The sequence below is a fragment of the Kosmotoga arenicorallina S304 genome (genome assembly GCF_001636545.1).
Classification (GTDB): Bacteria; Thermotogota; Thermotogae; order Petrotogales; family Kosmotogaceae; genus Kosmotoga_B; species Kosmotoga_B arenicorallina.
Genome location: NZ_JFHK01000004.1, coordinates 20,869 through 34,185 on the forward strand (window position 1 = coordinate 20,869; position 13,317 = coordinate 34,185).

Consider the following 13,317-nt stretch of genomic DNA (forward strand, 5'->3'; position numbering starts at 1 on the left):
AATTCAAGTTACGAGCTGATTGGTAGTTCGGCAATTTAGCTTTTAGTATTTTGCCGGTTCTTTTCTTGTTTTTCAACGAATGAATTGTTGAATTCGCATTATCTGCCAAAGCTCTAATCTTCCAATCCGCTAAACGAGTCTATTAACAATTGTATGTAAACTCATAACTTATAACTCATAATTCATAACTCATAACCACCATACACATTTAGACTGACCCGGGTTGCTGCACGGTTATCACAAATTACGAAAGCCCTGAATCAAGCGCTATCCCATAATCGTTTCAAGGGCATTGAATTCCACGGGGATTATTTTTGAAACACCATCGGTCATTGTTATACCATGAAGTACCCGGGCTGCCTCCATGACGATTTTGTTATGGGTGATAACCAGAAACTGGGTTTCCTCCGCATGGCGATTGAGCATTCTTCTAAAACGTTCTGCATTGAAATCATCCAGGGGTGCATCTACTTCATCAAGAACATAAAAAGGGCTGGGTTTTATGCTTAATAGCGCAAAGACCAGTGCAATTCCAACGAGGGCTTTTTCACCGCCAGACATCAGTTGCAATTTCTGAAATTTTCTTCCAGGGCGTTTCACAGAAATTTCCACACCAGCTTCCAGAATATCTTCTGCGGGCATCAGTTTTATCTCTCCTATCCCCCCATCGAATATCTCCTCAATATATCTGGCGAAGCTGGCATTTATTTTTTCATAAGTTTCCATGAATATAGTTCTTGCTTCATTGTCAGTTTTTTCAATGAGGTCAGAGAGCTTTTCCTTTGCCTTCTCAAGATCTGCCTTCTGATTCGACAGCTCCATAAAATCGGCATCAACAAGCTTGTATTCTTCTATTGCATCAAGGTCAACCGTCCCTAAAAATTTCAATTTGTTCTTCACGTCGTCCAGTTCTGTTTTGACGTTGTCGATCTCTTCACGCGTCAACTCAGGGATATCTGAGGTATCAACGCCTTCAAGTTCTTTCAGGATCTGCTCTATGCGCAATTTTGTTTCCTGAATCAGAAGCTCCATTTGATGCATATTTTCACGTTTCTTTTCTCGCTGTTCTTTCAAAGCGTTTATTCCGTTTTCAGCTTCTTGAAGCCGATTAAATCTTTCTTCTTTGCCTTCCCTTTGGTATCTTATGTTATCGAAAAGAGATTGAGTTTCCTTTTTAAGGGATTCGAGCTCCCGATTCTGCTCATCAACCTGTTTTCTTAGCCTCTCAGAATCTGTTTCCAGCTGATTTAGTTCCTTTGAAAGGACACCTATTTCTTCCTGATTGCTTCTTTTTTTCATGGTTATTTCTGTAAGCTCTTTTGAATATTGCTCTTTCTTTTCATACAGGGAGGCCAGCTGAAGTTTTGAGTCAATTATGTTGTTCTGGATGTTTTCCAGTTTCTTCTTTTCCTTTTTTAGCTCTTCTGAAAAGCTTGCCATGTGCTCTTCAAGCGAAGATTTTTCTTTAGAGAGATTCTGGAGTTCATCGGTCAAGGATTCTCTCTTTTCATGGCTAAAATTAAGCTTTGTTGTGTATTCCTCTTTTAGTTTATTCAGTTCTTCGAGTTCTCTTTTCAATCCTTCGCTTGTTTTCAGTAGTTCATGCATCATGCGGTTTATAGTTGCACCCTTTGATACCACTTCATTGAGTTCTTCCTGTAAAACCCTCAGGTAGCCCCTTAATTCCATAATATCGTCTTTACGCCTTTGGATTTCTTTTGCTATTAATTGCAGGTCTTTTTGTATGTCCTTTTCTTTTTCCACAAGAAATTGAATTTTTCTCTTTCTGGCTATCAAATCAGATCTGATGCTATCACCAAGATAGCCACCTGTTATACTTCCACCAGCAGACAGCAATTGACCATCTACAGAAGCAATCCTACCTCTGAAGGAAGTTTTTCTTCGTATATCGATTGCATCGTCTAAATTTCTAACGATTATTGCATTGCCAAAGAGGTATTCCGGTATTATAGAATATTTTTTATTGACTCTTACAGCTTTGGCAGCAAAAGCGAGAAAACCCGGATGCTTCTTAACCTCTAAATCTTCGCGAAAGTTGCTCTGGAGCAAATCAAGAGGCAAGAGAGTTGCACGACCGATTTTGCTCATTTTCAAGAATTCCACAATTCGCTTAGCTGTGTTTGAATCTTCGACTACAATATCCTGCATGTGCCCACCCAGTAAAACAGTAATGGCGGTTTCAAAGGCTTCAGGTACGTCTATAACATTCGCCACAACATCCACAAGGTTTTCAAAGGTATCCCTGCGTGTGAACACTTCTCTAACTGCTCTTGAAAAGCCCTGATATTCTTGCTGTTGCCTTTCAAGGGTTGTTCTCTCAATCTGAGTTTTTCTTAAGTCAGCACTGAGGAGTGCAGATTTTTCTTTGAGCTCCTCAAGCTCTGTTTCATAGTTTTTCAATTGTTCCTTTGCAGAACTTATATTTTCTTCTAGCTCCTTTTGCTTTTCAGAACTCTCACGTCCTTTTGAAGCAAGCCCCTCTATTTCTTCTTTCAAGGCATCATATCTTTCATTTTTAGAATCAATCTGGGAGTTGATTAAGTTAAGCCTTCTTGTGGCATCTTCACGAAGACCTTCGAGCTTTTCGAGCTCTGCTTCGATTTTGTTAATCCTTTTGATAAGAGACTCGTGCTTCTCCTGCTCTTTCAGCCAGTCTTTTTCTTTTTCGCTGTATTTTCTAACTATTTCATCACGCTCTTGTTCAATCAATTTCAGCTGATTTTCCTTTTCTTCGATTTCTCTGAGCATGCTGTCGCTGATCATTTTAAGTTCTTCTTTGCGCTTGTCCAGTTTATGGATCTCTTCTTTTAGCGAATCCAACTTTGTGCTTACTTCGATGAGTTTGTTTTCTTTATCGCTAAGCCTGCGGGAGTACATTTCTTTGAGTTCCAGCAGATCGTTCTGGCGCTTCTTGTATTCTTCAAGTAGCTGAGTAAAGCTCTCGATTTCCTTATCCATTTCAGAGAATTCTTGTCTTAGAGTACTCCAGCGTGATTCCTCTTCAATTAATTTTCTTTGGATCTTTTTGAGTTCTTCGGAAATTCTTTCGCGTTCTTCTTCGTGAGTTTTAAGTGTTTCCCTTTCAATTCGGAGAATGTTTCCGTAGTAGTGTTTATTCAACCTGACCAATGAATCTTTATATTCCAGATATTTTTCTGCACGTTTTGCTTTAAGGTACAAAGATTTCCTTTGCTTTCCAAGCTCAAAGAGTATATCCTCCACCCTTTCAAGATTACTCTCTGTTTGAGCGAGTTTTGATAAAGCCTCCTTCTTCTTTTCCCTATAAATAGCCGTGCCGGCAGCTTCTTCGAGCAAACTTCTTAGTTCATAAGGAGAAGCTGTTATTACTTTATCTACCTGTCCCTGTCCTACTATTGAATAGAGCTCCCTGCCGACGCCCGTTCCCTTAAATAGCTCCTTTATGTCTTTTAATCTTGCAGGTTTGTTATTCAAAAGATAATTGGATAGCCCTTCCCGGGAAACTTCACGCCCAACAGTTATAGTACCTTCCTGAGTTTCAAAGATCAATTTTACTTCGGCGACATTGGCGGGTGGATTTTTTTCCGACCCGGCAAAGATGACATCCTCCCTATTATCCGCTCTGATGCTTTTCATCGATTGTTCCCCAAAAAGCCATCTAATGGCGTCGACGATATTTGATTTTCCGCTGCCATTTGGGCCTACAATTGCTGTGATTCCTGAATCCACATTCATTTTTGTGGGGAAGGCAAAACTTTTGAAACCCCTTATGTACAACGATTTCAATTTCATCTAAACACCCCCATATTTGCCGTAACTCTTTCACATAAGTCATCGATATATTTATCTATATCCACTGCCAGAGAATCCTTTTTTGAGAATTCCAGAGTTATCCCTTCTTTTTGAAGATTATCAACAACATATCTTTTGTATCCCGTAAAAAACTGCCTGTATTTAGCGTTGTCTGGTAAAAGCAATTTTCTGGAAGAATTCTTGCTCGAAATTAGTCTAAGGATTTCCAGTGCAACTTTGCTTTTTGCCAGATCGCCAAAGGCAGGATGATAAGGTCCCGCAACTACTTCTTTGACTGTATCACCATAAAGACACAATCCCATTCTATTTACTTTGATGCCTTTTGAGGTCAAAATAACGTACATTTTCCATGTGATTTCCAGAGCATTTTCAAGACTTTGTGGCTTATATTCGCCTCTAAGATACATCTCTTCAAGTGCTGTTCCTTTAAGAACAACAGCCGGATGAATACGACAGGTTGAAGCGCCGAGCTGAGCCACTTCAATAGCAGAGATAAGGTCTTTTTCCTCTGTATCGTAGGGTAAACCTGTCATAAGATGCATTCCAAAGGGCATGTCGAAGCTTTTCAATAGTTTTGTAGCGTTATAAACATCGTTGACATCATGCGGACGTCGTGAGGCTTTTAGTACATCCTTGTCAAAGGACTGAACACCCACTTCGATCAAAGAAATAGGGTATCTGCTCAAGAGCGAAAGTTTTTCGGAAGTTATTTCTTCGGGAGATGTGGAAAATCTGATAGCCTTCGCATAACCTTCACGAATAAAACGCATAGAAAACTCTAGATAAGCAGCCATTACTTCTATCGGTAGACCTGTAAAGGTGCCCCCATAAAAGGCTATTTCGACATTCGTCTTATCCTTAAAGTATCCATGATATTTAACTGCAACATCATACAGCTTCTCGAATTCGGGGAAATTCGGAAGCCCCGTTGCGCTATATTCATTGCAAAAGATACATCTTGTCTTGCAGCCTGCATGTGGAATAAACAATGGAATGATATTCATATGAATATTATAACCCAATTTCGCTTATAGCGAAAAAAAGCTCCCTTTCGGGAGCCTGGCTCCAGCGGAGGGACTCGAACCCCCAACCATCCGGTTAACAGCCGGACGCTCTGCCGATTGAGCCACGCTGGAACGCACAACTATTTTAACCTGAAACTTCACAGTTTTCAAGGGGGTGACTAATTTTTTCAACCTTTCTCGTCGCAACCAGGGAAGTTCCCATTCCATCAATGTTACGTGCTAAAACATCTCCAACATTTACCGGTGCCTGTACAGAAATCCTTCTTATTTTCTTCATCACGTCAAAAATTCTGCTTTTTTCGATTGGGGAATCGGTTCTAACCGATACCAGCGGGACATCGCCACATAAAACCTTCACGCTGGTAGTTAAAATCCTTTTCGGGCTAAATAGTTCATCTTTGGCATATTGCTCTCCGCGGGGGCAGCGATTTCCACTTATCTCGTATCCACCTTCAGGTTTTGATTCGACGAAAATCTTACAACCGACAGGGCATACAGTACACGTTATATGACCTTTCATTCTATCACCTCTATTTTTACAGGCCCTTTTAATTCTTGAAGTTTATCACGATTGACAACAAAGTTGATCATTTCACTGGGAACCCCGTAATTGAACGGCTTCTCTATCCCCAGCTTCTTTATTATCACAGTTCCTTTGTCCATGGGCTTTTTCAATCTTATATAGATTCTCAGGTGTTCTTCGGGGGTTATATATGTCGGAACGAGAACTCCAACATTTTTCCCTCTGATTACCGGAATACGTTTTGATTCTCTTTTTTGGTCTTTGACAATTTTCGAAGCGTTTTGCCCGGCTATCCAGCCTTCTGCTGCAACGTAATCAACTAAATCGAAAACAGCCACATTATTACCCGCAGCAAATATTCCCGGAACATTTGTCTCACAGGTATTTGAAACAGCAAATCCCCTGTTGATAGCATCTATTTCAAGGTTCTCACCCAGATCTTCTACCTGAGGGATAAGTCCGGCTGACAGGATGAGGGTATCGACATTAAACCACTTTTGTGTTCCTGAAATGGGAGTGAAATTCTCATCCACTTCTGAAACCAGAACTTTTTCCAGGCGTTTGTTTCCTCTTACCTCTACAACTGTATGTGATAGGTACAAAGGAATATCATAATCCTCAAGACATTGCACGACATTTCTTGTAAGCCCTCCAGCATAGGGAAGGCGTTCTACCACTCCGAGAACTTCCATACCCTCCAGAGTCAGTCTTCTCGCCATTATCAATCCAATATCACCAGAGCCAAGTATAAGAGCTCGCCTTCCCGGCAATGTGTTTTCAAGATTGACCATTCTCTGAGCCAGTCCGGCTACATATATGCCTGCTGGTCTATCTCCTGGAATTTGTAAAGCACCAAAAGGTCGCTCTCTCGCACCTGTTGAAAGCACAATAGCCTTTGCCTGTATCGTAAAAACTCCTTCAGGCGAGATAACTTCTACATATTTGCTTTTCGTATTTATATGCCTTACATAGGATTCGCTTATGACCTTTACAGAATGCTCATTCATCTCTGATTGTAGTCTAAAGGCAAATTCCGGGCCAGTTAATTCCTGCTGGTAAAATTGCAGGCCAAAACCGTGATGAATACATTGATTTAATACACCACCGGTTTTCTTTTCCCTTTCGAGCAGAGTTACCCTTACGCCAGCTCGCGAAGCTGAAAGAGCAGCAGCCATTCCCGCAGCGCCTCCGCCAATAACAAGTACATCGGTTTCAAGATGTTCAATCATACTCTCACCTTCCCATTGAAGAGAGCAGTTCCTTCTTCATTCAATCTGACTTCTGAAAGCTGTATTTTCAGTTCTCTCGCTAAAATTTTCGCTATCTTCCAGGTGCAAAATCCTCCCTGGCAACGTCCGAACCCCGCTCTTGTCCTAAATTTAACGCCATCAATACTCCTTGCTCCTTCATGAATAGCCTTGATTATCTCTGCTTCTGAAACCTGGTTACACTGGCAAATGATCCTTCCGTATTTCTCATCGTTCCTGATTTTTGCAGCAATTTCATCAAGATCACTTTCTTTTACTCTAAAACTATCCGGAACGCTTTTCTTATCTGAAACTCTTTTTGTGAGATTTATAGACATGCGGCGTTCCAGAATTTCCTCTATCACATATCGAGCAATCGATGGAGCCGCAGTTAAACCTGGAGATCTTATAGCTCCTACAGTTACAAAATTTCTCACCCTGTCACTGTTCTCAATGAAAAAATCTTTTTTCTGAGTTTCAGGTCTCAAGCCTGCAAAGGATTTGATTATCCAGTTTGGTTTTGCAATGCCGGGAACAAGTTCATTTCCAGCAATAATGACTTCTTTGATGCCTTCCAGAGTTGTGGAGACATCTTCTGGAGTAAATTCCGGGAGGTTTTCCGAAGTAGGCCCGAGAAGCACGCCCCCATCAATAGTCGGCACAACAAGCTTTCCTTTACCTTTTTCGCTTGGAAGCGGAAATATGATATGCTTAACCATTTCAGAAGCCTTGTGGTCAAGCAAAATATATTGTCCCTTTCTCAGATATACCTGGGGAGTAGGAACTCCAAAGATATTTGCAACTTCATGATAGTAAAGACCCGCAGCGTTTATTATTATGTCGGCCTCGATTTTTCTTCCGGATTTAAGCTGCAAATATTTCACTTTACCTTCGCTCACCTCTCCACCGACAACAGCATCACCTCTGACAAGTTCCGCTCCAGACTTTTCTGCTTCTTTAACAGCGGTAATGGCAACCATCCAGGGTTCTGTTATTCCCGTATGCGGGCAGTGCAGTGCATATTCAAATTCCTCCGAAAGATAGGGTTCGTATTTTTCAAGAAAATCCCTTCCAACAACTTCGATGCCTTTCACGCCATTTTTTTCGCCCCTGCTAAGCAGTTCTTCGAGTTTTTCCAGATCTTCTTTGCAGTTCCGGGCAACTACAAATGAGCCTGTCCTTTTCAGTGGAATTTTAAGTTTCTCGGCTAATTCTTCATAAAGTTGATTCCCTTTATAACACAGTTCCGCACGAAGGCTTCCAGGTGGGTCATCATATCCTCCGTGGACAATAGCTGAATTGGCTTTTGTAACTCCAAGCCCAAAATCATGGTTTTTTTCGATCAGAACTATATTTACTTCATAATGCGAAAGCTCATAAGCAAGAAGCGAACCAATTACGCCACCACCAATAATTGCTATCTTCAACACTATCCCTCCAATAAAAAAACCACGCCAACACAGGCGTGGTTTTCTCTCAGCCTCTACCACTGCATATATTATATTACCATATATGTGTTAATATAGCAAACAAAGGGAGTACGTATTCTGTCGTATGATTATGGAGGGATTTAATGCTGACAAAAATCATAGCTGCACTTTGGGAAAGTTCCATACCTCCCGAAGAGATTCCTGTAGATACCATATTTCTTTTAACAGGAAACATCATGGAGATAGGAAATGTAACAAAGAAATTTATCAAAGCAGGTAAAAAGGTATACGTGGATATCGATTTCGTTGCTGGATTGAATCCCGATCGTTATGGGATACGCTTTTTGAAAAATCTTGGAGTGACAGGTGTAATAACAGCGAAAATGCACACCTACCGTCTATCCAACGAGGCTGGTATTTCTGCGATCTTACGTTTCTTTGCCCTTGATTCCAGAGCGGTAGAAAAGGGTATTGAGCAGATTATCAGAAACAGGGTAAATGCAGTCGAAATTCTGCCGGGAATTGCCGCATGCAAAGTTGCAAAAAAACTTCGTGCTGTTGAGAGAAATATAACAATAGTCGCAGCCGGTCTTGTTGACAACGAAATCGAGGTAAGAAAGCTGCTCGATTGCGTTGATGCGATTTCAACAAGCAAAAAAGAACTGTGGAACTACAAATAATGAAAAAAGCGGAGCCAACGGGCTCCGCTTTTCAATGTGCTTTCACATTATCTTTCCTGTTTGAACATCAAAGAACCTCAAGCCTTCATCAGTCACAATCAACAAGATCTTTCCATTCTCGCCTGGTAAGAGTTTGTCGATCCTGCCAGAGATGTTTATATCGGCGGTAACGCCGGGATTAACAGGCACTTCAAGGTCAACAACAGATAATCCCTTGTCAGTAGCGGCATAGAGCGTATTTTCGATGAGAACCATATCTTTTGCCAGATAATAACCATCAATATTCTTAAATGTTTCAAGGTCATCAAAAGATACATAAGCTATGCCACCGCCAAAACCTGTTGTACCAATGTATGCAACATCATCTCTGATTTCTATGGAATTCGCAATACCCTTTATCTGGTCTGTGATGTTTTCCGGAGTTTCATCAGCATATGTCACTCCATTCCACTGGAGCATAACCAGACCGTAAAGGGTGTCTGCTACGAGAATCGTGCTGGCATCTTCAGAGACTGCAAGGTCAGAAGTGCTTACGATCTTACCATCCCTGTAAAGCTCAGCTTTCACACCGGGTAACCCATTTTTCTGAATCGGTAATCTGTAAATGCTTTTACCGAATCTACTTGCGCTTACTATGTACAGATAATCGCCATAGTTTTTCAATGTTTCAGGATTGATGAATGCGTCTCCTTTTATCTCGCTGATAACCAATCCCGGTTTAACAGAAATCAACGTTCCATCGGTCTTGAAGGCATAAACTGTATTCTTGTAAATAACAGGCTTGACACTATTGCTTATACCGGTATTTACCAGTGTATAGGTCTGGGTGTTGTAATCTTCTGTGACAATGGCGAGTTTCAGTGCATTATTTTCAACATATGCAACTTTGTCCAGAATGCCTATGGTCGTGAAGGAAGCCACTGCGCTTTCCGAGAAGCCGCCCTTTCCATCATAGGAATCTACTTTCCAGTAATATGTCTTATTGCCTTCAAGTATTCCTCCGAGTTTTACTGTTGTTTCGGTTGTGCTTGCGATTTGAGTCATCACTTCTGGTTTTTCACCAATATAAACAACATAGCTTAGAGCATCACCATCAGGATCCTCTCCGGACCATTTGAGGACAGGGTTCAACACTGTTCCAAGTGTTCCAGGTTCCGGACTGACTATAACAGCATTCTTGGGATTTGCGTTACCCGTGCTGAAAGACCAAATATCGGAATTCGCAACACCTTCGTGTTCATCCCTTACCTGAACCTTCCAGTAATAAGTGCTGTTCCCTTTGTAAGAGCTGAATACATACGATGTGCTGGTTGCATTTGAAAGGACTATATTAGAATCGTCCAGCTCTTCGGTTGTTCCAAGGTACACATCATAATACAACATTTCATTGTCGGGGTCTTCACCCTGCCAGCTGAGCCTGATGCCATCTGTTAGATCAGTTGCACCATCTGAAGGTCCAAGCAGGCTTACAACAGGGCTGTTGTTAAACGTCGTGAAAGTCCATGTTGTAGAAGTTGCTTTATTATCAAATTCATCTATTGCAACCACGTACCAATTGTAAGTGCTGTTGCTTTCAAGGGACATGTAATCTGTTATGGTTGCATAGTTGGTAGTAAGACCCCTCACAATTGGTGTGTCGTTCAGATAAAGGTCGAAAAGTACATTGCTGCTGTCAGGGTCTTCATATTCCCATGAAAGAATAACATTTCTCGTATCTACACCAACCATACCATTTGTTGGTGTAGGAGATGCGATTACAGTTGGAGAATCCGGCGTTTCAAATTTATATAGTGGTCCTACTTCCTTCGTGGTATCCGGCATTTCAGCTACAACTCTCCAGCGATAATCTCTGTTCCCGGGCAGATTCAAGCCCTCAGCAAGAACGAAGCTTTCTCCACCGGTTGATCTTTCAAATATGGTTTCTCCCTTTTCATTAAAAATCCTGAGGGTGTAGTTTACAGGTGTCGCTTCACCAGTGTATTTCCAGCTTAAAGGTGCTTTGCCATCGAAATAACTGTTGTTTTCAGGATTTGTGTATACAAGCCTGGGAGATGCCGGAGTAATCAATACAGGTGATTCAAGACCTGTTTGATTTCCCTGTGCATCTTCGGCTTCTAGATAGAAGTAATAGCTTTCATCTGGATTGAGGGCACCATCATAAATGTAATTGTTTAAATTAATCCCGGTTGCAACCGGTGTTTCTTCCCATGCGTTCTTGTTTGTCCCGAAGTATACTTTCACAATTACATCAGAATTCTCCGGATCAACGGCGTTCCAGGTGAATTCAACAGGAGTGGAAACACCGTAGTGCCTCAATTCATCAAAGTCAAAGGTAATAACCGGTGGGTTATTTCCAGTCATGAACGTATCGGCTTCGCTTATTCCCGTTTTGCCAGCAGGGTCTTTTACTACAACCCAGTATGTGTAAGTAGCATCAGGAGAAAGAGCAAAGTCTAGCATGTATTCCGTTGTGTTCACTCCAGCCGGAACTACTATTTCATCGCCGAATTCCGGTTTAAGATGAATTTCTGCTTCAACCACTATATCGTCATTGTCACTGTAAGACCATGAGAAAGCGGTACCAACAGGATTTACAATGCCGTTCTGATCCTTTTTCACTGCTACATCGTTCACAACCGGGGCCTGGTCAAAGGTATTGAAAGCCCAGATGTCACTGGTTGTGGAGGCATCACCATCAAAGGTTGTAACTCTCCAGTAGTAAGTGGTGTTGGTTTCAAAGGTTCCTTCAACCAAAACTTTTGTTATTCCTTCTTCTGATACTTCTTCTCCAGACTTTCTCGCAACAATTTCCGTAAAGCTTGAATCTCTTGAAATTTCTATTTCATACTTGAGTTTATCGTTGTCAGGGTCACTGCACATAAATTCCACAGTAACACCCGGGTCAAAGGCAACTTCCGTTGCATTATTTTCTGGAAGCACTAATGCCACAGGGTTTGGTGCATTATTTGAGGTGAAGAAGGTCCAGGTATCTGATCTGTCTTTCGCACCTTTTTCATCAACAGCCTCCACATACCAGCTGTATGTCGTGCGAGATCTCAATTTCTCAAAGGTATATGCCGGAGAAACCACAGGAACCTGTGTCACGTTTCCTTCAGGATCAATTACCACCAGCTGATAATTGATAATGTCATCGCCTTCGGGATCTTCGGCTTTCCAGCTGAATTTCACATCAAGAGGATTTACAATTTCGCTTGCTGCGGGTGTCAAAAGTTCAACAACAGGAGGATTATTTGTAGCAGAAACTGCTAATTCCTCTGAACTCTGACCTCCAAAAGCGTCTTTCGCAACAACCCTGATAATATAGTCAGTAGCACTCTCAAGATTTCTCAGAATGTAAGTGTTAATTGTCAAATCGGTTGCAACTTTGGTTTCTATTCCTCCAGTGACTAAGTAGATATCGTAGATTAATTCGTCCCCTTCCAGATCGGTAGCTTCCCAGGAAAGGGTTGCTTCTGTTGTGATTAAGCCACCTGTCGGCTCTGTAATTTTAACTATTGGCGCATGGTTCAACGTAGCAAAGGTAGCTTCTTTTGAGCTCACAATTCTTCCATTTTTGTCAGTTGCTTCCACATACCAGCTGTACTCTGTGTGCCCTTCAAGGCTGGGGGCGGTGAAGGTGTTAGCTTCCGTTTCCTCTCTGAGAACTTCTTCTGCACCCTTTTTCAAAACAAAGCTGTATTTCAGAGACCAATAATAACCTTTGTTTGACTGCTCCCAGCTGAAGATGACAGGTTTGGTAGCATCGACTTCCGTATTAACGGGTGAAAGGAGACTAATAACCGGTGCGGGTTTAGATTCTGTTTTGAAGCTACCTGTTACAGAGCTCACTTCCCCGCCATGTCCGTCTCTGGCAACAACGTGCCAGTAATATGTTTTCCCAAAATCAAGTTTATCCAAAGCATTCAGCCTAAAACTGTTATTGGTTATATCTCTCTGTGAGAAAACCATCTGAGAACCTCTTAGATCGCTTGTGATATAGAGGTCATATGAAATGGTATCTCCATCAGCATCTTTTGCATCAGTCCAGCTGAATGCAATATCAACAAGCTGAACTTCTTCTCCCCTACCGGGAGTTAAAAGTGTAGGTGCCACAGGTTCAGAATTCTTGAAGGTAAAAGATATTGGTTCTTCTGTCTCGTCTGATTTCCCTCTGTTGTTATAGACTTTGACTTTCCACCAATAGTTTCCGTGGGGTTCTAACTTGATATCATAGTTGAAGTCATATAGATTCTCGGCTGCGGATGAAAGAACTCCTTCTACTTTCTCCGCTACCAGTTCAAGCGAGTCAGAGCTTTTGCCAATGAATATGTCAGCGTACAAAGGTTCTTTTGTTCTCTTATAATTGGCCTGAAAACTCAATGTAATGGGCTCGCTGTATTCCAAGCTGGTCCCGGCATAAGGCCTGTAAGAGCCTTCATCGATAATCGGTATTGGCTTAGGCCAAAAAACAATTGCCAAAATCACGGCGACAACGATGATAGACGCCACGATCGCCAGCTGTTGCAAGGTGAAACCCTTTCTTTTTCTGGTGGTGTACACGTTAATCCCTCCTCAGACACGATTTTTATTACTATCTAC

General features: G+C 41.6%; 7 protein-coding genes and 1 tRNA gene. 1 reads left to right on the forward strand and 7 read right to left on the reverse strand.

The genetic code is table 11. The features are described from left to right. Positions 1 to 267: 267 nt before the first annotated feature. The 6 genes from smc to AT15_RS02690 form a co-directional block, all read right to left on the reverse strand. Positions 268 to 3,792 carry a chromosome segregation protein SMC gene (smc, locus tag AT15_RS02665; protein WP_068346110.1) on the reverse strand — a complete coding sequence of 1,175 codons (3,525 nt, stop codon included), beginning with the start codon at positions 3,790 to 3,792 and terminating at the stop codon, positions 268 to 270. Continuing rightward, the gene (locus tag AT15_RS02670; RefSeq protein WP_153019690.1) at positions 3,789 to 4,817 is read right to left on the reverse strand and encodes an elongator complex protein 3; all 1,029 of its coding nucleotides are present in this window, start codon (positions 4,815 to 4,817) and stop codon (positions 3,789 to 3,791) included. The genes smc and AT15_RS02670 overlap by 4 nt, the downstream gene beginning before the upstream one ends. Before the next feature lie 56 nt (positions 4,818 to 4,873). After that, positions 4,874 to 4,949 (reverse strand) — tRNA-Asn (locus AT15_RS02675). 13 nt (positions 4,950 to 4,962) lie between these two features. Then, positions 4,963 to 5,358, reverse strand: a complete 396-nt coding sequence (locus tag AT15_RS02680) for a DUF1667 domain-containing protein (protein ID WP_068346114.1) — start codon at positions 5,356 to 5,358, stop codon at positions 4,963 to 4,965. Further along, on the reverse strand, positions 5,355 to 6,590 hold the full coding sequence (locus AT15_RS02685; protein WP_068346116.1) for an NAD(P)/FAD-dependent oxidoreductase: 1,236 nt from the start codon (positions 6,588 to 6,590) through the stop codon (positions 5,355 to 5,357). Before AT15_RS02685 ends, AT15_RS02680 begins: the two co-directional genes overlap by 4 nt. Beyond that, entirely contained in the window at positions 6,587 to 8,035 is a 1,449-nt protein-coding gene (locus AT15_RS02690; protein ID WP_068346118.1) for an NAD(P)/FAD-dependent oxidoreductase, read from the reverse strand. Before AT15_RS02690 ends, AT15_RS02685 begins: the two co-directional genes overlap by 4 nt. A gap of 146 nt (positions 8,036 to 8,181) precedes the next feature. Between AT15_RS02690 and AT15_RS02695 the strand changes: the two genes are divergently transcribed. Next, complete coding sequence (locus tag AT15_RS02695; protein WP_068346120.1) at positions 8,182 to 8,718, forward strand: glycerol-3-phosphate responsive antiterminator; 537 nt, start codon at positions 8,182 to 8,184, stop codon at positions 8,716 to 8,718. A gap of 42 nt (positions 8,719 to 8,760) precedes the next feature. Here AT15_RS02695 and AT15_RS02700 read toward each other — a convergent pair whose 3' ends face one another. After that, the gene (locus AT15_RS02700; protein WP_068346122.1) at positions 8,761 to 13,278 is read right to left on the reverse strand and encodes a fibronectin type III domain-containing protein; all 4,518 of its coding nucleotides are present in this window, start codon (positions 13,276 to 13,278) and stop codon (positions 8,761 to 8,763) included. Positions 13,279 to 13,317 lie beyond the last annotated feature (39 nt).